The organism is Collimonas sp. GW821-FHT02H07, from assembly GCF_059421505.1.
On record NZ_JBWKVC010000002.1, the window covers coordinates 477,106 to 500,940 of the forward strand.

The 23,835-nt window shown below is 58.6% G+C and carries 20 protein-coding genes; 10 read left to right on the forward strand and 10 right to left on the reverse strand.

Annotated features, from left to right (window positions below; translation table 11 throughout):
• The first annotated feature begins 17 nt into the window (after positions 1 to 17).
• From rlmH to AC07V8_RS05380, 5 genes are all read left to right on the forward strand, one after another.
• The gene (gene rlmH / locus AC07V8_RS05360; protein WP_211444033.1) at positions 18 to 488 is read left to right on the forward strand and encodes a 23S rRNA (pseudouridine(1915)-N(3))-methyltransferase RlmH; all 471 of its coding nucleotides are present in this window, start codon (positions 18 to 20) and stop codon (positions 486 to 488) included.
• Positions 489 to 584: 96 nt separating this feature from the next.
• Positions 585 to 1,205: a Maf family protein gene (locus AC07V8_RS05365; protein ID WP_494677616.1), complete on the forward strand. Its 621-nt coding sequence runs from the start codon at positions 585 to 587 to the stop codon at positions 1,203 to 1,205.
• Positions 1,202 to 2,665 (forward strand): ribonuclease G, encoded by a 1,464-nt coding sequence (gene rng / locus AC07V8_RS05370; protein WP_494677617.1) that lies wholly within the window; start codon positions 1,202 to 1,204, stop codon positions 2,663 to 2,665. The genes AC07V8_RS05365 and rng overlap by 4 nt, the downstream gene beginning before the upstream one ends.
• A gap of 7 nt (positions 2,666 to 2,672) precedes the next feature.
• Complete coding sequence (locus AC07V8_RS05375) at positions 2,673 to 3,644, forward strand: glycosyltransferase family 8 protein (RefSeq protein ID WP_494677618.1); 972 nt, start codon at positions 2,673 to 2,675, stop codon at positions 3,642 to 3,644.
• 51 nt (positions 3,645 to 3,695) lie between these two features.
• Complete coding sequence (locus AC07V8_RS05380; protein WP_494677619.1) at positions 3,696 to 4,739, forward strand: glycosyltransferase family 9 protein; 1,044 nt, start codon at positions 3,696 to 3,698, stop codon at positions 4,737 to 4,739.
• 5 nt (positions 4,740 to 4,744) lie between these two features.
• Here the strand turns inward: AC07V8_RS05380 and AC07V8_RS05385 are convergent, their stop codons facing one another.
• The 5 genes from AC07V8_RS05385 to dnaE all read right to left on the reverse strand — a co-directional run bounded on the left by AC07V8_RS05385 (position 4,745) and on the right by dnaE (position 13,456).
• Entirely contained in the window at positions 4,745 to 5,701 is a 957-nt protein-coding gene (locus tag AC07V8_RS05385) for a glycosyltransferase family 8 protein (protein WP_494677620.1), read from the reverse strand.
• A gap of 8 nt (positions 5,702 to 5,709) precedes the next feature.
• Positions 5,710 to 6,825, reverse strand: a complete 1,116-nt coding sequence (locus tag AC07V8_RS05390; RefSeq protein WP_494677621.1) for a glycosyltransferase family 9 protein — start codon at positions 6,823 to 6,825, stop codon at positions 5,710 to 5,712.
• A 79-nt stretch (positions 6,826 to 6,904) separates the two neighbouring features.
• Complete coding sequence (gene msbA, locus AC07V8_RS05395; protein WP_494677622.1) at positions 6,905 to 8,662, reverse strand: lipid A export permease/ATP-binding protein MsbA; 1,758 nt, start codon at positions 8,660 to 8,662, stop codon at positions 6,905 to 6,907.
• A 3-nt stretch (positions 8,663 to 8,665) separates the two neighbouring features.
• On the reverse strand, positions 8,666 to 9,949 hold the full coding sequence (locus AC07V8_RS05400) for an O-antigen ligase family protein (RefSeq protein WP_494677623.1): 1,284 nt from the start codon (positions 9,947 to 9,949) through the stop codon (positions 8,666 to 8,668).
• Positions 9,950 to 9,982: 33 nt separating this feature from the next.
• Entirely contained in the window at positions 9,983 to 13,456 is a 3,474-nt protein-coding gene (gene dnaE, locus AC07V8_RS05405) for a DNA polymerase III subunit alpha (RefSeq protein WP_494677624.1), read from the reverse strand.
• 106 nt (positions 13,457 to 13,562) lie between these two features.
• Between dnaE and AC07V8_RS05410 the strand changes: the two genes are divergently transcribed.
• On the forward strand, positions 13,563 to 14,456 hold the full coding sequence (locus tag AC07V8_RS05410) for a sulfurtransferase (RefSeq protein ID WP_494677625.1): 894 nt from the start codon (positions 13,563 to 13,565) through the stop codon (positions 14,454 to 14,456).
• A gap of 99 nt (positions 14,457 to 14,555) precedes the next feature.
• On the opposite strand, the gene AC07V8_RS05415 is transcribed toward AC07V8_RS05410, so the two are convergent.
• Complete coding sequence (locus AC07V8_RS05415) at positions 14,556 to 15,131, reverse strand: flavodoxin family protein (protein WP_494677626.1); 576 nt, start codon at positions 15,129 to 15,131, stop codon at positions 14,556 to 14,558.
• Between the two features lie 366 nt (positions 15,132 to 15,497).
• Between AC07V8_RS05415 and AC07V8_RS05420 the strand changes: the two genes are divergently transcribed.
• Both AC07V8_RS05420 and gluQRS read left to right on the forward strand, forming a co-directional pair.
• Positions 15,498 to 16,457 carry a LysR family transcriptional regulator gene (locus tag AC07V8_RS05420; protein WP_494677627.1) on the forward strand — a complete coding sequence of 320 codons (960 nt, stop codon included), beginning with the start codon at positions 15,498 to 15,500 and terminating at the stop codon, positions 16,455 to 16,457.
• The gene (gene gluQRS, locus AC07V8_RS05425) at positions 16,450 to 17,343 is read left to right on the forward strand and encodes a tRNA glutamyl-Q(34) synthetase GluQRS (RefSeq protein WP_494677628.1); all 894 of its coding nucleotides are present in this window, start codon (positions 16,450 to 16,452) and stop codon (positions 17,341 to 17,343) included. Before AC07V8_RS05420 ends, gluQRS begins: the two co-directional genes overlap by 8 nt.
• A gap of 5 nt (positions 17,344 to 17,348) precedes the next feature.
• Here gluQRS and AC07V8_RS05430 read toward each other — a convergent pair whose 3' ends face one another.
• From AC07V8_RS05430 to AC07V8_RS05445, 4 genes are all read right to left on the reverse strand, one after another.
• On the reverse strand, positions 17,349 to 18,863 hold the full coding sequence (locus AC07V8_RS05430) for a DEAD/DEAH box helicase (RefSeq protein ID WP_494677629.1): 1,515 nt from the start codon (positions 18,861 to 18,863) through the stop codon (positions 17,349 to 17,351).
• Positions 18,864 to 19,115: 252 nt separating this feature from the next.
• The gene (gene tsaD / locus AC07V8_RS05435) at positions 19,116 to 20,141 is read right to left on the reverse strand and encodes a tRNA (adenosine(37)-N6)-threonylcarbamoyltransferase complex transferase subunit TsaD (RefSeq protein ID WP_494677630.1); all 1,026 of its coding nucleotides are present in this window, start codon (positions 20,139 to 20,141) and stop codon (positions 19,116 to 19,118) included.
• A gap of 69 nt (positions 20,142 to 20,210) precedes the next feature.
• Positions 20,211 to 20,402 carry a zf-HC2 domain-containing protein gene (locus AC07V8_RS05440; RefSeq protein ID WP_494677631.1) on the reverse strand — a complete coding sequence of 64 codons (192 nt, stop codon included), beginning with the start codon at positions 20,400 to 20,402 and terminating at the stop codon, positions 20,211 to 20,213.
• Positions 20,403 to 20,516: 114 nt separating this feature from the next.
• Entirely contained in the window at positions 20,517 to 21,083 is a 567-nt protein-coding gene (locus AC07V8_RS05445) for a sigma-70 family RNA polymerase sigma factor (RefSeq protein ID WP_494677632.1), read from the reverse strand.
• A gap of 177 nt (positions 21,084 to 21,260) precedes the next feature.
• Here AC07V8_RS05445 and ybiB point away from each other — a divergent pair, with 177 nt between their 5' ends.
• Together ybiB and AC07V8_RS05455 are read left to right on the forward strand one after the other, a co-directional pair.
• Complete coding sequence (gene ybiB, locus AC07V8_RS05450) at positions 21,261 to 22,313, forward strand: DNA-binding protein YbiB (protein WP_494677633.1); 1,053 nt, start codon at positions 21,261 to 21,263, stop codon at positions 22,311 to 22,313.
• A gap of 305 nt (positions 22,314 to 22,618) precedes the next feature.
• Positions 22,619 to 23,827, forward strand: a complete 1,209-nt coding sequence (locus AC07V8_RS05455; protein ID WP_494677634.1) for a cation:proton antiporter — start codon at positions 22,619 to 22,621, stop codon at positions 23,825 to 23,827.
• Positions 23,828 to 23,835: the final 8 nt, after the last annotated feature.

Sequence of the window (23,835 nt, forward strand, 5' to 3'; positions counted from 1 at the left end):
CGGGAATAGCTTCAGCCATGCAGCTCATCATCGCTGCGGTCGGCCACAAAATGCCGGCTTGGATAGAAACAGGCTTCGGCGAGTATGCGAAACGCATGCCGCCGGACTGCCGCATCGTCCTCAAGGAAATCAAACCCGTCGAACGCTCCGGCAGCAACACGGCCGCTTCCGCCATGGCGCTGGAGCGCAGCCGGATTGAAGCCGTCTTGCCGAAAGGCGTGCGCATCGTCGCCCTCGACGAGCGCGGCAAAGACCTCACCAGCGTCCAGCTGTCGCAGCAACTGACCCAATGGCAGCGCGATGGCCGCGACGTCGCCTTCATCATCGGCGGCGCCGATGGCCTCGATCCTGAGTTCAAGGCCAAGGCCGACAGCCTGCTGCGCATCTCCAGCCTGACGCTGCCGCACGGCATGGTGCGGGTGCTGCTGGCGGAACAGCTTTACCGCGCCTGGTCGATTACCCAGAACCATCCTTATCATCGCGTGTAAACAGCGCCTGGGGCGCGGTAAAACCCCCCCGTCGGGCGCGTAACTCTGTAATAATCGCTGGAAACATCTGACGCCGCATCCGCCGTAAAGCCAGCAATGAAAAACCCTTACCAGAAAATCTATCTTGCTTCGAAAAGCCCGCGCCGGCGCGAGCTGCTGCGCCAGATCGGCGTGGTCTTCGAATTGCTGCTGCTGCGCGACCAGACGCCGCGCGGCCCCGACGTCAGCGAGGATGTCCTGCCGGACGAATTGCCGCAGCACTATGTCGCCCGGGTCACCATGGAAAAAGCCCGCGCTGCGCATCAGATGATGGTGTGGCGCAGCCTGCCGGCGCGACCGATACTGGCTGCCGACACCACGGTCACGATCGACGGCCTGATTCTCGGCAAACCTGCAAACAAGCGCGAAGCGGTCGAGATGCTGCAAATGCTGTCCGGCCGCACGCACCAGGTGCTGACCAGCGTCGCCGTCATCCATCAGGAACAATCGTGGCAACTCACGCAGGTTTCCGATGTCTTATTCCAAAGCTTGAGCGCCGCCATGATCGACGCCTACTGCGATACCAGCGAGCCTTATGACAAAGCGGGCGGCTATGGCATCCAGGGGCCGGCAGCGATCTTCATCGAAAGCATACGCGGCAGCCATTCCGGCATCATGGGACTGCCGCTTTTCGAAACCGCACAACTACTTCAACAGGCAGGCATCCGCATTTTATGAGCGAAGACATCCTCGTCAACATCACGCCGCAGGAAACCCGCGTCGCCCTGATTTTCCAGGGCGCGGTGCAAGAGCTGCACATCGAGCGCACCTTGTCGCGCGGCCTGGCCGGCAATATCTACCTGGGCAAGGTGGTGCGCGTGCTGCCCGGCATGCAATCGGCATTCATCGATATCGGACTGGAGCGCGCCGCCTTCCTGCACGTCGCCGACATTTGGGAAACCCGCGCCCATGACGGCCAGGCGGCGCAGCAGACGCCGATCGAAAAGCTGTTGTTCGACGGCCAGTCGCTGACCGTGCAAGTGGTCAAGGATCCTATCGGCACCAAGGGCGCCCGCCTGTCGACCCAGATTTCCATCGCCGGCCGCATGCTGGTGTATCTGCCGCAAGACCGCCATATCGGCATTTCGCAGCGCATCGAAAACGAAGCGGAACGCGAGCTGCTGAAAAGCAAGGTACAGAAGCTGCTGCCGCCGGAAGAAAAAGGCGGCTTCATCATCCGCACCATGGCCGAGGATGCGCCGGAAGCGGACCTGCAGATGGACATCGAGTACCTGCGCAAGACCTGGTCCTCGATCACGCTGCTGACCAAGACCAAGCCGGCGCCGACCTTGCTGCATCAGGACCTGAGCCTGGCCCAGCGGGTTCTGCGCGATTTCGTCAACGACGAAACCACCACCATCCAGGTCGATTCGCGCGAAAATTTCCAGAAGCTGCAGGAATTCGCCGCCAGCTACACGCCCTCAGTGACCGAGCGGCTGATGCACTACACCGGCGAGCGTCCCCTGTTCGATCTCTACGGCGTCGAAGAAGAAATCCTGGAAGCCCTGAGCCGCCGCGTGCCGCTCAAGTCCGGCGGCTACCTGATCGTCGACCAGACCGAGGCCATGACCACCATCGACGTCAATACCGGCAGCTTCGTCAACGGCCGCAATTTCGACGACACGATCTTCAAGACCAACCTGGAAGCGGCGCATGCGATCGCACGCCAGCTGCGCTTGCGCAACCTGGGCGGCATCATCATTCTCGATTTCATCGACATGGAAAACGGCGAGCACAAGAGCGCCGTGCTGGCCGAGCTGCACAAGGCCTTGCTGCGCGACCGCACCAAGAAATCGGTATCGGAATTTTCCGCGCTGGGCCTGGTGGAAATGACGCGCAAGCGCACCCGCGAATCGCTGGCGCATATCCTGTGCGAGCCCTGCCCTGCCTGCAACGGCAAGGGCCAGGTCAAGACCGCGCGCACCATCTGCTACGAAATCCTGCGCGAAGTGCTGCGCGAAGCCAAACAGTTCAACCCGCGCGAATTCCGCATCCTGGCGTCGCAAGTGGTGGTCGATATGTTCCTGGAAGAGGAATCCCAGCATCTGGCGATGCTGGGCGACTTCATCCGTAAGCCGATTTCCCTGCAGGTGGAAACGGTTTACCCGCAAGAACAGTACGACATCATTCTTATGTAAGGTTTGCATGAACAACTCTTTACCGATTTCCCCGGCTGACACAGCAGTGGACGATTCCTTCCATATCGCCTTCTGCGTCGACGACCACTATTGCCGCAGCATGGGCGCGACCATCGCCTCCATCATCGCCAACAGCCCGGGCGTGAAATTCACCTTTCATGTGTTCGCCTTCAAGCTTTCCGACGACAATCGGACCCGTTTCAAGCAGCTGGAAGCAATGTATGGGCTGAAGACGCATGTCCACATCATCGATCCGGATGTATTCAAGCCTTTCGCCCACATCTCGCAATTTTCCTACTACTCGCCAACCATCTTCACCCGCCTGCTGATCCCCTCGACCCTGCGTGGACTGTGCGACAAGGTGCTGTACCTGGACGCCGATATCCTGTGCGTCGGCAGCATGGCCGAGTTGCTCGGCATGGAGTTCGGCGACAGCGCGGCGATTGTCGTGCCGGACGCCGACGAAACCACCAGAAGGCGCTGCGCCGCCTTGCAGCTGGCGTCTGGAAAATATTTCAATTCCGGCGTGATGTACATGCATGTCGAAAACTGGATGGCGCAGGAAATCACCGAGAAAACCATCCACGCCATCCTGGAGAATGGCAAGGAGTATCGTTTTCCCGACCAGGATGCGCTGAACGTGGTGCTGGAAGGAAAAATCCAATACATCCCGCGCAAATGGAATTTCCTGTATGACCTGATCCATGACCTGGAAAAAGACAAGCGCCAGATGCGCGATATCGGCGCGGTCGTCTTCATCCACTTCGCCGGCGCCGTCAAGCCATGGAACGACTGGTGCCTGCACGCCTCCCGCGACTTGTTCGTCAAATACCAGGCGCTCTCGCCGTGGGCTGACCTGGCGCTGGATAAAGCACCCCGGAACTACAAAGAGATGAGGATGTATTCACGCTTCCTGATGAAACGCGGGCAGATGCTGGCCAGCTTCAAGTGGTATATGAAATATCTGGCGGCCAGATAAGCGTCGCTTGTCGGATCACCTTACCCAGCTTTTTTGCAAATCGATTTGACCATGGCAATTTCGCATATTTTGATTTGTCGCACCGATAACATCGGCGACGTCGTCCTCACGCTCCCTCTTACCGCGTATATCAAGCAGCACTTCCCTGAAATAAAAATCAGCTTCCTGTGCCGTGCTTACGCAGCGCCGGTGGTGCGTTACTGCACGACGGTGGATGCCGTGATCGAGATGGAAAGCCTGAGCGATCCGGCTGCCTTTTTTGCGCAATCGGATATCGACACCGTCATCTTTGCGCAGCTCGACAAGCGCCTGGCAGCCGCTGCCTACAAGGCCCGCGTGCCTGTGCGCATCGGCAATGCCTACCGCACCTGGTTCAACTGGTGGTATTGCAATCGCCCGGTGCACTTTACGCGCGGCGGTTCCGACAGTCACGAAGCGCAGCTCAACTTCAAGTACCTGCGTCCGCTCGGCATCCGGCATGTGCCGAAACTGGCTGAGATTCCAGCCATGTACCATTTCAAGATCCCGCACGAGGCGGCACTGGATCAGATGCTGCAGCCGTATCGCTTCAACCTGATCTTTCACCCGAAATCGAATGGCCACGGGCGCGAATGGCCGAGCGATTATTTTGTGCAGCTGGCCAGATCGCTGGACCGGCAGCCTGACATCCACGTGTGGGTGACCGGCAGCGCCGCCGAAGGCCAGTGGCTGGCCGAGCATGCGCCGGAACTGCTGCAGTTGCCGAATGTGAGCAATGTCTGCGGTCAGCTCACGCTGGCGCAGCTGGCTTGTTTCATCCAGGCCGCCGATGGGCTGATCGCCAGCGGCACCGGCCCGCTGCACATGTCGGCGGCATTCGGCCAGCGCACCATCGGCCTGTTTCCTACCGCGCGCTCGATGCATCCCGGCCGTTGGGGCGCGCTGGGACGCCGCGCACAGTCCCTGTCGCAAACGGTGAACTGCCCCGGCTGCAAAATCAAGCACGCCATGACTTGCGAATGCATGCGCAGCATCACGCCGCAACGGGTGGAAAAAATAGTACTTGAGTGGCTGGATCAAAAACGCCGTGCGCAGCAGATCTCTGGCAGTGCGTAGGGCGCCTACTTAGCGGAAAATTTATTCAGCACGAATTTAGCGTACCAGAGCCAGCCTTGCAGCTGCCGTCCGGACTTACGCAATCCCTGCGAATACATGCGGATTTCCTTGTAGTTTTTCGGCGGATACAATACAGCGTCCGCCCATGGCGAGATTGCCTTGTACTTGAGAAACAGCTGGTTTTCCGGATTGCAGCACCAGTTGTGCCATGGCTTCAGACGGCCGACAAAATGAACGAACAGCGCCTCTTTCGCAATCTTCTTTCCTGAGGAAGTTTCGCCAAACAGGTCATACATCCAGTTGAACGTCGGCGGCAGGAGCTTGGCGCGGCCATCCAGCACAATGTTCAGGGCATCCTGGTCCGGAAAGGAAAATTTCTTGCTGGTTCCCAGAATCGCCCTCACCGCGCCGTGCCAGACATCGCTGGCCATCCACTTGTCGACGTTGATATACAGGACGCCTGAGTTGAAATACCGCTGGTGCGACAGCTGCAAGGTTGCTATCTGCTTTTCCGCGATACTGCCGACGTCGCCGACCGCAGCTACCACAACGTCATCGATATCAATCGCCATCAGCTCCGCCACGCTGCCCTGGCAGACGATGTCCGCATCCAGATAAAGCACCTTGTCGGCGACGCCCTGCAGCGTGCCGGCGATCAGCAGCCGGCTGAAGATCGCCGCCGAATACTGGCTGAAGCTGGGGAAAACGGCGAACTCGTCGAAGATCGACGGATCGATAATATGCACCTTGATTTCGGTCCCGTAGCGCGCCTCAAGCTGGCGCAGCCTGACGGCATTCTCATCGGAAATCGACGGCGTCAGCACATGAAAAATCAACGGTTGGCTGCGATTGTTTTCCAGCACCGAGACCATGGCGACGCCCATGCCGAGAAAATAATTGGCATCAACGCCAAAAGCAATATGCAAGGGCTTGGAAGCATCTGCGGCGCTATTCATATTCATTGCAGATGTCACCTTCCCAAGACCTCGGTTACCTGGGCAACGGTAATCGCTTTCACCCAGTCACGCCGGCTGGCGGTGGTAATCACCACGCTATGTTCCTGGTCGATTGGCGCCCATTCCGGATTCTTTTGCCGCATCAAGGCCACCACCGGCACGTGCACGGCGTTAGCCAGATGCATCACGGCGGTTTCAACCGATACGATCAGATCGCATTCACTCAGTATCGCCGGCAACTGGAAAAAATTTTCCTGGGCGCTGAACAAGCGCACCTGCTGCCCGGCGTGCTGGGCAAAGAACTGCTGCGCATGCGCCATCTCTTCCGGCACCACGTTGACGATGAAATGCGCGCCGCGCCATGCATCCATCTGATTCAGCGCAGCCACCAGTTCGACCACCCGCTCCAGCGGCCAGCAGCGCTTGTTGTTCTTGGCATAGGGATTGATAAACAGCAGCTTGCCAGTCGCCGGTTGCTCCTGATATTTGAACCCCCATTCCCGCAGCTGGTTTTGCGCATAACTTTGCCATTGCGCCGGAATCTGCACGAAGGGATAACGTTCCGCGCCGGCGGCGGGCATGCCGAACAATTGCTGAAACCAGCCGGCGTAGACCTCGCTGATATGCATGCCGGAGCGCACGCCATGATCCGGATCGAGCGCGGCATCCAGCTTGCGATATGCCAGGCGCTTGTGCACGGCGAGCACTCCAAAGGGCTTTTTCATCCCTGCTACAAAGCCGCGCGGGCTGATCTGGCGCGCCAGCGTGGCGTACATCGGCGGACGCAAGGTCGATAGCGACACCACCAGCGGATAATCTTGCTGCTGCGCTTCGGCGATCGATTGCTCGAACAAGGCGGGGCTGTAGGTTTGCTGATAAATCCGTTCAACGAAGGGGCATTCAGCCAGCCAGTCGTACAAGGCATACTTCTTCAGGAACGGCCACGCCGCGGTTTTATGGGTGCGGCGCACCTCGTCCACCCAGATGTGAATCTTGATATGGGGGAAGGCCTTGGCAAACGCCTGGAAACAGTTTTGCAGGTAAGTGAAATCGCCGAGAGCAAGGTGGGCGATGAACAGAATCTTGTCTGCTTTTTTTAAAATTTCGCCTGGAACGAGTTGTGCTGTCATGAGGTTTCTTTTCTTATTGACGATATTTCCAGATGAAGGCTGGCTGCAGTCTCAAGCATGACGCTCAAGACCGCCGGCATTACATCTCTACATGCATCGCGTCTTTGGAAAACTGGAGGCGATACAGGTTGGCGTATGCCCCCTGCCTGCCCAACAATTCGTCATGCGTGCCGATTTCAGCAATGCTGCCGTTCGCCAGCACGGCGATGCGGCTGGCGCGCTCAATGGTGGATAATCTGTGGGCAATGACGAAAGTGGTGCGGCCCTGCATCAGCTGGTCCAGCGCAGCCTGTACCGCCCGCTCCGACTCGCTGTCCAGCGCCGATGTCGCTTCGTCCAGGATCAGGATCGGTGCATCCTTGTAGATGGCGCGTGCCATTGCCAGCCGTTGCCGCTGGCCGCCCGACAGGCGCGAACCGTTATCGCCGACCTGGGTTTCATATCCCTCGGGCAAAGCGGCAATCATTTCCTCCAGGTGCGCTGCCTTGGCTGCCGCTTCGATTCGCGCGCGGTCAGGCGCACTGTCGCCATAAGCAATATTGGCGGCGATCGTGTCATTGAACAGCACGACGTTCTGGCTCACCATGGCGATCTGGGCCCGCAAGCTGTGCAGCGAAATATCCTCGATCAGCAGATCATCCAGCAGGATGCGCCCTTCGGTGACGGAATAAAATCCGGGAATCAGGTTCACCAGAGTCGACTTCCCGCCTCCCGACATGCCCACAAAAGCGATGGTTTCGCCGGGTTCGACGCTCAGGTTGATGCCTTTCAGCGCAGGCTTGTCCTGCCCTGGATAGGAAAAACCGACATTGGAAAATTCGATTTTTCCCATTGCGCGCCGATCCAGCTCTTTGCCGCCGGTGCGCTCCACCGGGCTGTCGATCAACTTGAAGACCGCTTCCGCTGCAGCCATCCCGCGCTGCAGCGGGCCATTCACTTCAGCCAGCTGCTTCAACGGTACCTGCAGGGCGATCATGGCAGCCAGGAAGGAAACGAAATCGCCGGCGGTAAGCTGGGAATGGCTCGCCTGCACCAGGCCCATCGTGATCATCACCGACATTGCGCAAGCCATCATGATTTGCGTGACTGGCACGGTAGCGGCAAAAGTGCTGGTCATGCGCATGCTGTAGTGGCGGATATGCTCGGCCGACTCCTCGAAGCGCCGCTTTTCATAGGCTTCGCCGCCGAACACTTTGATGACCTGCTGGGCCCGCGTGGTTTCCTCGATGACCTGGGTCAACTGAGCATTGACGTCCAGCGAATCCTTGTTCAGCCTTTTCAAGCGCTTGGCCGTGGTGCGCACCACCAGGATCATCAGCGGCATCAGCACCAAGGCAACAATCGTGAGTTTCCAGCTGATAAACAGCATATAGCCCAGCAAGCCCGCCACCGTCAGGACGCAACGCACGATCGACGTAAACAGCTTGCTGATCATTTCGATGATCTGCTGCACTTCAAACATGATCGAATTGATCACGCGCCCTACCGTATGAGTGGCATGAAAATCAATCGAGACGTTCAGGATGCGGTTGAACATTTGCTGGCGCAGAGTATTCAACACCCGGGTCGAGACCCAGTTGGTCATATAGGTTGTCAGGAAAGTCGAGGCGCCGCGAGCGACGAATGCGCCAATCACCGCCACCGGCACCAGCCACAGCGGAAAGGTAGGCTTTTCCACAAAACCGTGGTCCAGCAGCACCTTGAAAATATACGCTACCAGCGGCTCCGTCGCCGCCGTCACCACCATCCCGAGCAGCCCAAAGACCAGGCGCTTTTTATAAGGCCGGTGCAGAACTGCCAGACGTTTGAAATAGGTCAAATAGGAAGATGAGCTCATCGGTCAGGCTGCTTTCAATTCTTTTTTACGCTTGATGATGCAAGCAAAAAATGCCGCGACGCTCATGCTGTACACACCGCCCAATACGCTCCAGAAAAACATCATGTCGGTCAGGCCGAAGACGAAAAAGCCCATGCAAAGAACCAGGCCCATACCGGCAGCTGTTCTTACTATGCTGTCCGGATTCCGCAGTTCCCTGGCGAAGTAATACCCCGGCACCAGGTAAATCGACAGGATCGCCAGCAAGCCGAACACGCCCAGAATCGCCATATTGAACAGAATTTCATTGTGCGAGTGCGAAAAGGAAGTGGCCAGCGGTGTAATGATGTTGCGCGCTGCCAGAGACTCCAAGCCATCGCTGAAATTCTCTCTGCCGACACCTACGACTGGGTTTTCTTTGAACAGCTCCCAGGATGCCCGCCAAAGTTGCAGGCGAACACCCAATGAAGTGTCGGTGTTCTCCTGGTCCGCATACTGGGTCATATCTGATTTGGCGGCGGCGATTCTGGTTTTAACCACATCGCTGCAGGTAAATACTGTTCCCAGCGCTACGAGCGTAACAACAAGAATCGTCAATCTGTAGCGAATACGTATATTCCTAAGCAACATAAGAGCAGTCACAGCAAAAACTGGAATCGCAAGCCAGCTGCCTCTGGTCTGGGACAAAATCGTGACATATATGCCGGCACCGCAAGCCAGGACTTTCAGCAGTACGGCCAGTTTTTCATCAAAATTGTTCCAGCCTATCGAAACCAAAGCGATTACGCCAAACAACAGCGCCATGTCAGAAAATGGAATGGTCGCCAAAAAACCTATATTCTGAGGACGTATAACCCCCCCTGTTGTCAGCAGATGAATCTTGATCACAGCAAGAACTGCTCCCAGCACAAACGCCCACTGCATCTTTTTCAAATAGTTCAACGGTAGTGCCAGCACGATCCACAATACCGGTGCGAACAAGCCGATTCTGAGTGCCGTATCGTAATACTTTACAGCGAATTTTTCCGTCAAAAGCTGGTTCAGGAATACCGCAATAACCAAGGAAGCCATCGCGAGATGTAGCGGCCAATAGTCTTTCAGCAATTGACTGAATTCCATGTCCATCGGCTTGTAACGGCACACTCCGGCAACAATCGCTAGAAATAACAACGAGAACAAACATGCGTTTCCGACATTGTGTAACGAGATTGACAAGGCTGGAAACAGCACAATGGCTAAGAACACTGGCCATTTGAAATAAGACGACAAATTCTTCTCCAAAATTAGTGCAAAGTACTTTTTGCTCATAAGTTGTTGCCGGCAATACCTGGCAACAGTTGGTTAGTATTCAATCGCTACCGACTCCTTGCCCAATTTTTCCACCAGCGATCCCTGCAACTCATCGTTGGGCGCGACTCGCCAGTCATCGCCCAGCATGATTTCACAGGCGACGCCGTTGCCGGCATAGCGCAAGGTCAGCGGCAGGCCGTTGTCCGCACGATGCGGCGCCAGCACGCTCTTCAGCAGCGCAGCATCCATCGCCCGCTCGCCGGAGACCAGCGACAGCACAAACTGGCGGCCATAATGAATCCGCGCTGTGGCAATATCCATCACCTTTTCAGCAGAAACCCGCAAACCGCCGTTGAAACGGTCTTCCGAGACCTTGCCCTGCACTACCAGGAATTCGTCTTCCTTGAAAAACGCCTTGTTCGGTTCAAACTGCTCGTTGTAAACAGTGACGTCAAGCGTCGCGCTGCCGTCATCCAGGGTGACGATCATCATTTTTCCGCGCTGGGTCATCTGCGTCCGCAAGCTGGAGATGATGCCGGCCAGGGTGCGCGGCTCGCGCGATGGTTCCAGGCTGCCTAGCGGCGTGCGCGCGAAACGGCGCGCTTCGGCGGCGTAAGCATGGAACAGGTGTCCCGACAGATAGAAGCCGAGCGCGCTCTTCTCCTCGGTCAGTTTCTGTTTATCGGTCCATGGCGCGGCCTGCACATATTCGATGGGCGCTTCCAGATCGCTGTCGTCGCCACCGAACAGGCTCACCTGATTGGCCGACGCCAGCTTCTGGTCGGCCGCTTCCATCGCGCGCGGCACTGAAGCCAGCAGGATCCCGCGGTCGACCTTGAAGCAATCGAAAGCGCCGGCGCGTATCAGCGACTCGATGGTGCGGCGATTGATCTGGCGCTTGTCTACTCGCAGGCAGAAATCGAAGAGGTCGACAAACGGCTTTTCCTGGCGGGCGGCGATGATGGCTTCAATCGCATTCTGTCCTGAACCTTTGACGGCGCCGAGGCCGTAACGGATGAAAGTCGCCTTCTTGCCCGGCTCGCCTTCCGGCGTAAAACGGTAGTCCGACAGATTGATGTCGGGCGGCAGCAAGGTCAGCTTGCACACCACCAGCGAATCTTCCACCAGGATCTTGATCTTTTCCGTGTCGTCCATCGCCAGCGACAAGTTGGCAGCCATGAACGCTGCGGGATGATGCGCTTTCAGGTAGGCGGTGTGATACGACAGCAGCGCATAGGCGGCGGCGTGCGATTTATTGAAGCCGTAGCCCGCGAATTTTTCCATCAAGTCGAAAATCTCGTCGGCCTTGGCTTCGCTCAAGCCGTCCTTGGCCGCGCCGTCGCGGAAAATCTGGCGATGCTCGGCCATCTCTTCCGCTTTTTTCTTACCCATCGCCCGCCGCAGCAAATCGGCGCCGCCGAGCGAGTAGCCGCCGACCACCTGCGCCATCTGCATCACCTGCTCCTGATACACCATGATGCCGTAGGTTTCGGACAGGATGCCCTCGGTGCGTGGATCCGGATAGTCGAAGCGTTCACCGTGCTTGCGCTTGCAGAAATCGGGGATCAGGTCCATCGGGCCCGGACGATACAAGGCCACCAGCGCGATAATGTCTTCAAAGCGGTCGGGCCGCGCATCTTTCAGCATGCCTTGCATGCCGCGGCTTTCCAGCTGGAACACGGCGACAGTTTTGGCAGCGGTCAGCAGTTCATAGGAGGCACGGTCGTTGAGCGGCAGTTTTTCCAGGCTGAAATCGGCCATGGCGGGATCGAGCTGCTTGATGTAGCGTACCGCGCGATCGAGGATCGTCAAGGTGGTCAAGCCCAAGAAGTCGAACTTCACCAGGCCGACCGCTTCGACGTCGTCCTTGTCGTATTGCGAGACCACGCCGGCGTCGCCGCCCTGCGTGTAGAGCGGACAGAAATCGGTCAGCTTGCCCGGGGCGATCAGGACCCCGCCGGCGTGCATGCCGATGTTGCGGGCGATGCCTTCGACCTGCTGCGCCAGGTTGAGCAGCTGCTTGACCTCTTCCTCATTTTCGAGGCGCTCGGCCAGCATCGGCTCTTCCTGGATCGCGTCGGCGATCGTCACGTGCTTGCCCGGCTTGAAAGGAATCAGCTTGGAAATGCCGTCGCAGAAATTGTAGCCAAAATCGAGCACGCGGCCGACGTCGCGGATCGCGCCCTTGGCGGCCATGGTGCCGAAGGTGGCGATCTGCGATACCGCATCCTTGCCGTACAAATCCTTGACGTGCTGGATGACGCGGTCGCGCCCCTCCTGGCAAAAGTCGATATCGAAGTCGGGCATCGATACCCGTTCCGGGTTGAGGAAGCGTTCGAACAGCAGATTGTATTTGAGCGGATCCAGGTCGGTAATCTGCAGCGAGTAGGCGACCAGCGAACCGGCGCCGGAACCCCGTCCCGGCCCAACCGGCACGCCATTCTGCTTGGCCCAGCGGATAAACTCGGCAACGATCAGGAAGTAGCCGGGGAAACCCATCTTGATGATAGTGTCGGTTTCAAACTTGAGGCGGTCCTGGTAGCGCTGGCGCTGCTGCTCGCGCTTGGCTTCGTCCGGGAACAGGTGCACCAGGCGCAGCTCCAGGCCTTCCTGCGATTGCTGTATCAGGAATTCGCCAATCGTCATGCCGTCCGGCGTCGGAAAATCCGGTAGTTGCGGCTTGCCCAGCTGCAGGGTCAGGTTGCAGCGTTTGGCGATTTCAATCGAGTTCTGCAAGGCCGCCGGCATGTCGGCGAACAGCTCCGCCATCTCGGCTTGCGACTTGAACGATTGCTGGACATTGAAGCGGCGCACGCGGCGCGCATTCGCCAGCATCTCGCCTTCGGCGATACAGGTGCGCGCTTCGTGCGCGATGAATTCTTCCTTGTCCAGGAACTGGGTGGGATGGGTGGCGACCACCGGCACGCCGAACTTCGCCGCCAGCGCCACCGCCTGGCGCACATGCGCCTCCATGTTCGGCTGTTCGGCGCGCTGCACCTCTACGTAAAAATTGTCCGGAAAAATACTCATCCAGCGCTGGATGCAGCGCTCGGCCGCCTCCATGTTGCCATTATCGATGGCCACGCCGATGTCGCCGAAATGGGCGCCCGACAAGGCGATCAAACCGTTGCCGTTGCCATCGCCATGATCCTTGAGCCCGGCCAGCCATTCAGCGCGGATTTCAGCGCGGCCGCGGTGCAGGTTTTCCAGCCAGGCGCGCGACAACAGCTCGCACAGCTGCAGATAGCCGCTGCGATTCTTGACCAGTAGCAGCAAGCGCGACGGCTTGTCGCGTTCGTCGTCATTGGTGATCCAGACATCGCAGCCGATGATCGGCTTGATGCCCTTGCCGCGCGCAGCTTTGTAGAACTTGACCATGCCGAACAGGTTAGCCAGGTCGGAGATGCCGAGCGCGGCCTGGCCGTCGCTGGCTGCTGCTTTCACTACGTCGTCGATGCGCACCAGGCCATCGACGATGGAATACTCAGAGTGGAGGCGGAGATGAATAAATTGCGGTGTCGTCATGGGCGGTATTTTACCCCGAGGCCTGACAGACTTTGAGCAAAATTGGGCAAACCCATGGCCGCCGTTTATAATACTGATAAATCAACGACTTACCGAGAAATTTCCCATGCAGTCCAGTCACTCTTTTGTCAATATTGCGGCCTACAAATTCGTCACTTTCATAGACACTGAGCAGAAACGCCCTGAATTTCTTGCAATTTGTAAGCAATTGCAACTAAAAGGCACGATCTTGCTCACTCCGGAAGGAATCAACCTGTTCCTGGCCGGCCAGCGTGAGCAAATCGACCAGTTTCTGGCATGGCTGCGCGCCGACGAGCGCTTTGCGGACATCGAAGTCAAGGAAAGCTACTCGGAAAAACAGCCGTTCACGCGCATGCTGGTCAAGCTGAAAGCGGAAATCATCACCATGAAGCATCCGCTGATCAAGCCGGAACTGGGCCGCGCGCCGGCGGTGCAGGCGCAGACGCTGAAACGCTGGCTGGACCAAGGTGTCGACGACAATGGCCGGCCTGTCGTGATGATGGATACCCGCAATGCGTTTGAAGTCGATGTCGGCACGTTTGAAAACACCATTGACTACCGCATCGAAAAATTCAGCGAATTTCCGGCGGTGGTCGCCGAGCACAAGGATGAACTGGCCGGCAAGACCATCGTCACCTTCTGCACCGGCGGCATCCGCTGCGAAAAAGCGGCGATTCATATGCAGGACATCGGCTACGACAGCGTGTATCAGCTGGAAGGTGGCATCCTCAAGTATTTCGAGGAATGCGGCGGCGCCCATTATGACGGCGATTGTTTCGTATTCGACTATCGCACCGCGCTCAATCCGCAACTGCAGGAAACCGCGACAGTGCAATGCTATGCTTGCCGCGCCGTGGTGACGCCGCGCCAGCAATTGTCGCCGCACTATGTTGCCGGCAAATCCTGCCCGCATTGCCTGCCTGAGGCGGCCCCATCTGAAGCCGCTGCAGCCCCGTCGGAAATCAGCGCTGCGCATTAAGCCCGGCAGTCACGCCCCCATGAAAAAGCCCGCTTGCAGACAAGCGGGCTTTTGGTTTTCTGAGTACGAGGGATTGCTTTAGCCCCCCTTTCAGATGAATTACTTCTTGAACTTCTGCGCCGTCTCGGCAACACGCTGGCCGAACTGGCTGGCGGTTTCCAGATCGCCTGCCGCCGGACCTTCCTGTGGCGACGAGTCGGATGGGCTTTGCGCCAGCGCGCCGGAGAAGCCCCCTACGAAATTGACATCATTGCGTTGCGCCGCCTTGCTGTTGGCAGGCATCAGGCCAGTGCCGACCCACACCATGCTGTGCTGCATCGCGAAGGTGATCAGGTAGCTCATGGTGCTGCCCTTGTCGCCATTCATGGTTGCCGAATTGGTGAAGCCGGCAGCAACCTTGTCCTTCCATTTCTGGCCGAACCATTGCTTCGACGAGGCATCGGCAAATTTCTTGAACTGCCAAGACGCCATGCCCATGTAGGTCGGTGTGCCAAAGATGATGGCGTCGGCGGCTTCCAGCGAGGCCCAGGCGGCGTCGCTCAGGTTGCCTTCGGCATCGATGGCGATCAGCTCAGGTGTCGCGCCCTGCGCACGCAATACGCCGGCGTGTACTGCCTCGGCCTGGTTTTTGGTATGGCCGTAGCCTGAGTGGTAAACGATTGCAACTTTGGTCATGACAATACCCTTTTGATGTAAAACGCAGTTAACAAAATAAACCAACGAGAAGTAACAACGAAAATCGATGGCGGCCGCAGTGCCTGAAAAACTCCGGCGCCGGCGAACCAAAAACAGCATCAGCAGTCAGTTAAGCATGGCTTGCCAGAATACAAGCCCGCTCACGATATATGCGGAAAATAATCTCGCTATAGAAATATCGTATAGCTATCCATTGCATTACTAGGCACTATAGACGCAAGAAATAGCCTAGGACAGTGGCAAAATTTCGATATATCATTCAATTTATCTGAATGAAATTTTTACAATAATTGCATGCCATGAGCCCGGCATGCCTGTCATCTGGCTTTTACTCTTCAAGCAATAATGAAACTGACGCTGGAAGCTTTGCAGATTCTTGACACGATAGATCGCAAGGGCAGCTTTGCCGCCGCCGCTGTCGAGCTGGACCGGGTGCCGTCGGCGCTGACCTACAGCGTGCGCAAGCTGGAAGAAGACCTGGACGTGTTGCTGTTCGACCGCCGCGGCCATCGCGCCAAACTGACCGTTGCCGGGCTCGAACTGCTGACCGAAGGCCGCCATCTGCTGCTGGCGGCGCAAGAACTTGAACGGCGCGTCAAGCGTGCCGCCACCGGCTGGGAAGTCGAACTGCGCATCGTCCTCGACAGCATCATCCCCTTCGACAGCTTATTGCCGCTGATCGATGCCTTCGATCGCGAGAATGCCGGCACGCGCCTGCGCATTTCGCACGAGGCCTTGTCCGGCGTGTGGGAAGCTTTGCTGTTCGACCGCGCCGACCTGGTGATAGGAGCTCCTCACAGCGGCCCCGACAGCATCCGCATGAGCGGCGGCTTCCAGACCCGCCAGCTGGGTACGATCGACTGGGCCTTTGCGGTAGCGCCGGGCCACCCCCTGGAAAACGCCCCCGAACCGCTGACCGCCAGCCTGGTGCAGCAATATCGGGCAATTGCCGTCGGCGACACCGGCCGCACCCTGCCCAGCATCAATTCCGGCTTGCTGAATGGCCAGGATATCCTGACCGTGCCATCCATCCCGGCAAAATTGCAGGCCCAGTTGAGCGGCCTCGGCTGCGGCCATCTGCCGCGCTGGATGGCGGCCCCTTATTTCGCCTCCGGCGCGCTGATCGAAAAACAGACCACCGAGGCCAAGCCCAGCGACAAGACGCAGATCGCCTGGCGCACGCCAGTCGTGGGAAAATCGCTCAAATGGTTCATCGCCCAGCTCAGCGAACCGGCAACGCAGCGCGCCTTGCTCGGATCGCCCGCACTGCTGGCACCTCACCATGAATCGACCAACAATGTCTAATCAAGCAAACTATATCGGCCGCTTCGCCCCTTCACCTACAGGTCCCTTGCACGCAGGTTCGCTGGTGGCGGCCATGGCCAGCTACCTGGATGCCAAAGCGCATGACGGCCGCTGGCTGCTGCGCATGGAAGATGTCGACGAAGCCCGGACCGCTGCCGGCGCGGCGGATTCGATCCTGGCTGATATCAGCGCACTGGGCATGCAATGGGATGGCGAGGTCATGTTTCAAAGCCGGCGCGGCGCGGCTTATGAAGCGGCTTTTGACCGGCTCGGGCGGCTGGCCTATCCCTGCGGCTGCACGCGGCGCGAAATCGTCGATTCGCGCATCTGCGTCGCCGCCGACGGCGCGGCCGTCTATCCCGGCACCTGCCGCGGCGGCCTGCCGGTCGGCAAGCCGGCCCGCGCCTATCGCCTGCGGGTGCCGGATCCGGGACATATCGATGAGCTGATCATCTTTGACGACCGCTGGCTGGGCCGCGTACAGCAGCATCTGGCGATCGAGGTGGGGGATTTTGTATTGAAACGCGCCGACGGCTTCTGGGCTTACCAGCTGGCCGTGGTGGTCGATGATGCCGAACAGGGCGTGACCCATGTGGTGCGCGGCGCCGATCTGCTCGATTCGACCGGCCGCCAGATCTACCTGCAACGCCAGCTGCTGCTGGCGACGCCGCAATACCTGCACGTACCGGTGATCACCAATGCCGATGGCGAAAAGCTATCCAAGCAGAATGGCGCGCAGGCGATCGACATGACGCAACCACTGCAAGCGCTCAACAAGGCGGCCTGGTTCCTGGGACTGGATATCGGGCAAGTGGAAAATATTGCCGCGTTCTGGCCCCTGGCCACCGCGGCGTGGGCGAATCTGGAAACGACTCGCCCGGGCTGAAGCAATCAGCGCTTGGGCACGCCGCCCAGCAGCGCCGCCAGCTTGACCTTCGGCGATTTGATGGAGCCGCCGGCAGGCGCCGCAGCGGCCGGTTGCACATCCACCGAAAGCGTCGGCTCGTAAGGCTTGAGGAACCACGGGTCGATCTTTTCCCTGCGTCCGGTCGGCGTCGAGGTATAGGCGCTGCGCGTATGCTGCTGACTGCGGCTGGAGGAAGCGCTGCTGCTGTCGCCACGGCCTTCGCTGCGTTCAGCACGCCCAGCACGATCCCCTCTGCCGTCAGCGCCGTCGCGGCGGCCCGAGCGTTCAGAGCTCGACGGCTTGGCGACAAACCCGGTCAGTTCAGCGCGCACGAACTTATGCTTGATCATCTTTTCGATATCGACCAGCAAGCGCTCGTCCTTATCGACATACAGGGAAATCGCGTCGCCCGAAGCGCCGGCGCGGCCGGTGCGGCCGATCCGGTGCACATAGTCTTCGGCGTTGTACGGCAGGTCAAAATTGATCACGCATGGCAGTTCGGCGATATCCAGGCCGCGCGCCGCGACGTCGGTCGCCACCAGCACTTCGATCTCGCCCCGCTTGAACGCTTCCAGCGCCGCCATGCGCTCGTTCTGCGTCTTGTCGCCGTGGATCGCCGAAGCATTGACGCCTTCGTTTTCCAGATGACGCGCCAGTTTCGAGGCGCCGATCTTGGTATTGGAAAAAACGATCACCTGCTTCAGCTTGCGTTCACGGATGATGAACGAGACCGCCTCGGCCTTGGTCTGATCTTCAACCCGGTACATGGTTTGCGTGACGTTATCGGCGGTGGCATTGCTGCGCGCGACTTCGATGGTGACCGGATTCTTGAGGAAAGTCGCTGCCAGCTTCTTGATTTCACCAGAGAAGGTCGCCGAGAACATCAGGTTCTGCCGCTCTTTCGGCAACAGGTTGATGATGCGCTGCAAATCTGGCAGGAAGCCCATGTCGAGCATGCGGTCGGCTTCATCCATCACCAGGATCTGCGTTTGCGACAGGTTCAGCGTCTTTTGCTGGACGTGATCCAGCAAGCGGCCCGGGGTCGCAATCACGATCTCGATGCCGGAACGCAGGGCTGCAGTTTGCGGCGCGATGTCGACGCCGCCGAACACTACCGTCGAGCGCAAGGGAGTATGGCGGCAATAGGCCTTGACGTTGTCCGCCACCTGATCGGCCAGTTCGCGCGTCGGCGTCAGGATCAGCGCCCGTACCGGATGCCGCGCCGGCGAGGCGCTGGTGTTGGCGTGCGCTAGCAGCAACTGAATGATCGGCAGGGAAAAACCGGCGGTCTTGCCGGTTCCTGTTTGCGCCGCACCCATGACGTCGCGTCCTTGCAGCACGATGGGGATGGCTTCGGCCTGGATCGGCGTCGGATGCACATATCCTTGATCGCTCAGCGCGCGCAGGATATCTGGAGACAGCCCGAAGTCGGCGAAACGGACGGAGGGTGTGGTTGGCACTGCTGTTTCAGCTTGAATCTCGGACTGTGTGTCTGACATGGTAGTTGGCGGCCTCCGGTGCAAGTTGCACTCAAACAACGAATCCAGGGGCCGATTGGGTCCTGTGTTCGTAAAAAGGCACTAATGCTTTCAATTGAATTCGTGAATTTCGTGTCAGCTCATTACGGTGAGCCAAATGATTGTGGAAGCGCCTTCAGCAGCGCCGCAAACCAAGTTGTCATTTAAGCATCTACCCGGCGCGTTTTGTACCACAGTCGCGCATTATACGCCTAGCCGGGATTTTGCTAATACTCAGATGCCAAGTTCGTTCAATGGCCAGCGCGGCCGCACATTGAATGCATAGTTGCGCTGCGCTGCTTCCGGCTTGATTTGCAAACGCATGGCGCCGGCAAACGCGATCATCGCGCCATTGTCGGTGCAAAACTCCAGTTCAGGGTAATACACCCGGAAGCGCCGCTTTTCCGCAGCGGCGTTCAATGCTGTGCGCAGCTGCTGGTTAGCGCCCACACCGCCGGCGATCACCAAGCGCTTGAGGCCGGTCTGCTTCAATGCGGCCAGGCATTTCGCCAGCAACACCTCCACCAGCGCATCGACAAAACCGCGCGCGATGTTGGCCTTGTCTTGCTCGCAAATATTCGTTGGATGTTTCTTGACCAGCGTCAGCACCGCGGTCTTGAGGCCGGAGAAACTAAAATCCAGGTTTTTCGAATGCAGCATCGGCCGCGGCAACTGACAGGCCGACGGATCGCCGAACTCGGCAAGACGTGAAATCGCCGGGCCGCCCGGATAGCCCAGGCCGAGCAACTTGGCCGACTTGTCGAATGCTTCGCCGGCGGCGTCATCCAGCGTTTCGCCCAGCAAGGCATATTGGCCGACGCCGTCGACGCGCATCAGCTGGGTGTGGCCACCCGACACCAGCAAGGCCACGAAGGGAAAGCTCGGAGGGTCGCTGGCCAATAGCGGCGACAGCAGATGACCTTCCAGATGGTGTACGCCCAGCATCGGCTTGTCCAGCGCCAGGCCAAGACCGCAGGCAATCGATGCGCCTACCAGCAGCGCGCCTGCCAGGCCGGGGCCCTGTGTATAGGCAATGGCGTCGATCTCCTGGCGCTCGATGCCGCTTTCGGCAAGCACCTGCTGCAACAGCGGGATAGCGCGCCGGATATGGTCGCGCGACGCCAGTTCCGGCACTACGCCGCCATACTGTTCATGCATCGCGACTTGCGAGTACAGGGCGTGCGCCAGCAAGCCGCGCTTTGTGTCATAAAGCGCAAGACCGGTTTCGTCACAGGAGGATTCAACGCCGAGAACAATCATGGGTGGGACAATTTATATGCAATGCCGCATTGTAAAGGAAAGCGTCGCCGCTACTCTACGCCGGCGCGATTAATCCTTGCCAAGCCGCTGCATCGCCTGCCGCATGAAGGCGAGCTGCTGCGAAAACCGGGTGCATGCGGTGCAGGTCCACAGATGAATGCGCACCCGCGCCCTGGTTAACGGCGGCAGATTGCTGTCCTGCGCCTGCGACAGGAGCTGCTGGGTGTCTCGACAATGAGGAATCAGGCGTTTATAGGGCATAAAAGTAAATGAAAGGCTGGGCAAGCACTGCATCAACATTGATTGGTCGCGCCATGTTGCAAATGCTTACAGTTAATATGGATGCTCCCTTGGATTTTGCAAGAAGCCCGCGCTTCAAGCCTTGGCGCCGAACCACGTCAACTGCAGGCACTCCTTGAGCCGGGTGCGCGCCCGGTGCAGCAGCACCCACGCATTTGCGGCGGTGATGTCGAGCTCCTTGCAGATCGCATCGGTATCCAGTTCCAGCCATTCCCGCATCATGAAAATGCGTCCGGTCTTGGCGGGCAGCTTGTCTATGCATAGCTGCAAGATATCGAAAAACTCCTTGCGCTCCAGAGTCTCGTCCGGATTACCCCAGCTAGGCGCGGCCTCCAGCGCATGCCCGGCGGGCGTGAACAGGGCATCCATCATGTCGGCATCGCTGCGGTCGCCGTCTTCGTCGATGCTCAGCTGCACCTCGCGCTTGCCGCGCCGCAGCTGGTCCAGCAGCTTGTGCTTGAGGATGCCGATGACATAGGTCTTGAACGAAGACTGTTCCTGGAAACGATCGGGATGCTCCAGCACCGCCAGCATCGTTTCCGACACGGCATCTTCGGCCAGGGCGTCGTTGCGCAACTGCAGCGCGGCAAAACGCACTAGCTGTGGCCGCAATATTTCAAGCTGGCGAGGATCGAATGCCATATAAACCCGGATAAGAGATACTGCACAACAGCAGCGCACAGAATGCGCGGCCAGAGACAAAGAACGGTTTTGAGCGACGATTCTAACCGATGGGCCTGTATTTCGGCGGGTAAAGTAAAATCCTTAGCAATATCCCCGCTCTGCTCAAAGACGACAAATCACATTGCCTTCCCATCCATGACAAATATTCCCACAGCCGAACCGTTCGCCGCCGCCCGCTTCATCAAGGAAATCGGACGCGGCAAGGATGGCGCGCGCAGCCTGGCGCGCCACGATGCGCATGATCTGTATGCGGCCATGCTGGACGGCCGGGTCTCCGATCTGGAGCTGGGCGGGATCTTGCTGGCGATGCGCATCAAAGGGGAATCGGTAGAAGAAATCGCCGGCTTCCTGGAGGCGGCCGAATCCTCGTTTGCGCGGATAGCGCTGCCCGAGCTGCCAGGCGCAGCGCGGCATTACGCGCCGGTGGTCATCCCGAGCTATAACGGCGCCCGCCATATGGCCAACCTGACGCCGTTGCTGGCGCTGCTGCTGGCGCGGGAAGGCGTACCGGTGCTGATGCATGGCGTGCCGACCGATCCGGGACGTGTCACCAGCGCGGAAATTTTCCAGGCGCTGGGCCAGCCGCTTTGCAGCAGCATCGGCCAGGCGCAAGCCTGCTTTGCACAACGCTTGCCGGCCTTCATGACTATCGATGCGCTGGCGCCAAAGATGGCACGCCTGCTGGCCATGCGCAGGGTTCTGGGAGTCCGCAACTCGACCCATACCCTGGTCAAGATCATGCAACCGTTTGTGGTTCCCGCTCTGCGCCTCAGTTCGTATACCCATCCGGAATACTTGACCATGCTTACCTCATACTTCATGACTACCGCCGCAGCGGAGCGGGGGGACGTGTTTTTGATGCGCGGCACGGAGGGCGAAACGGTAGCGAACGCCAGGAAGGCGCAGAAAATCGACTGGTTTCACGCGGCGACGCAGACCACGCTGGTGGAAAAGCAGGAAATCGCAAACGAAATCCCGGCTCTCCCCGCACAACGCGACGCGCTCAGCACCGCCAGCTGGATACAGCAGGCATTGCTGCAGCCAGAGCTGATTCCTAAGGCGATTGCAGCACAGGTTGAACAATGCCTGATGGCTTGCCGCAATCTATACATGCGAGGAGACTCGGCAAGTTTCGACGGAAAGGGAAATACACCCGAGGAAACAGGTCAAATTTCCCAAGGGAACTAATTTTTGCACAAAAGAACAAACCACACTGAATCGCGACGCCAAGACGGATGCATGTACTATCTGGCAGTCAACATGATAAAAATTGCCTTTGTGAATTATCACAACAGGGATTTCTTAGGCAAGACCTTAAAAAGGTGGAATAGCGCAATGCCAATATAATGAAGACAAGGAGAGCGCGCGTAATAGGACGCATGAAGACGCACGAAGACGCAAGGCATGCAATTCAGCAAACCCCATTCATCTGCCCATATGGCATCTTGTCCAGCGTAGCATTGACGCTGCAAGACTAACTTTCTGGAGGATCCATGGATTGGACTCTTCCGCCCTTTGCGCTAGCACAGCCCATTCAATGGAATGCGCTGTTATTGTTCGGCAGCTTGCTGCTGTCCGGGCTAGTGGGCGGCTATATCGTCACGAAGAACCCCTGGTTTCCACGTATTACCGGCTACCTGATCGTCGGCTTCCTGCTCGGCGTCGGCGGTTTCAACCTGCTGTCCGGCGACGTGCTGAAGCTGGCCAACATTTTTGCCGACGTGGCGATGGCGCTAGTCGTCTACCAGCTTGGACGCTATGTCGACATCGGCTGGCTGCGCCGCGAAAAATGGCTGCTGGCGACGGTCATGCTGAGCGCCGTGCTGTGCTTCGCTTTCGTCAGCGGCGCCCTGATCTGGTTTGGCACCTCGCGCGTGCTGGCTCTGCTGGGCGGCGTGCTGGCCATCGCCACGGCGCCGGCGGTAGTGATGGTGGTGGTGCGCGATCTCAAGGCTGAGGGCCAAGTGACGCGCCGCCTGACCGCCATGACCGCGCTGAATAATTTTGTGGCCCTGCTGGCCGCCTATGCCTTGCTGCCTGTCGTAGCGCACGAAAGCGCCACCCCCTTCGGCACCTTGCTGGCGCACACCATGTATTCGCTGTTCGGCTCGCTAGTGCTGGCTTACCTGACTTATCGCCTGATGATCCCGCTGGCGCGCTTGCTGGGCCGCCAGCCGAGCCGGCAGTTCGTGCTGGTGATCGCGGTCATCACGCTGACGATAGGCGCCGCCCACGCGCTGCAGCTGCCGATATTGCTGACCATGCTGATCTTCGCCATCATGTCGAAGAACCTGGATCACCAGTACGATTTGATGGAGCTTGAATTCGGGGTCGCCAACGAGTTGTTCATCGTCATGCTGTTTGTCACGATCGGCGCTTCTATCCGCTTGTCGGACCTATCGATGGTGGGCGCCTCGGTGGCCGTGCTGATCGCTGCGCGTTTCATCGCCATGGCTTGCGGCGTATTCACGTTTGCGCATTTCGCCAAGATGAAATGGAAGCAGGCGGCGCTCATCACACTGGGCACGCTACCCATGACCGAAGCCGGCCTCGGGCTGATGCAAACCACCGCTTACCTCTACCCCAACACCACCGCCGACGTCTTGCCTTTGCTGGCCGGCTGCCTGATCGTCCTGGAGCTGCTGGGGCCGATCGCCACCCAGTTTGCCTTGATCAAGTCGGGTGAAAGCGGACGCGAATGAAAGGTGAA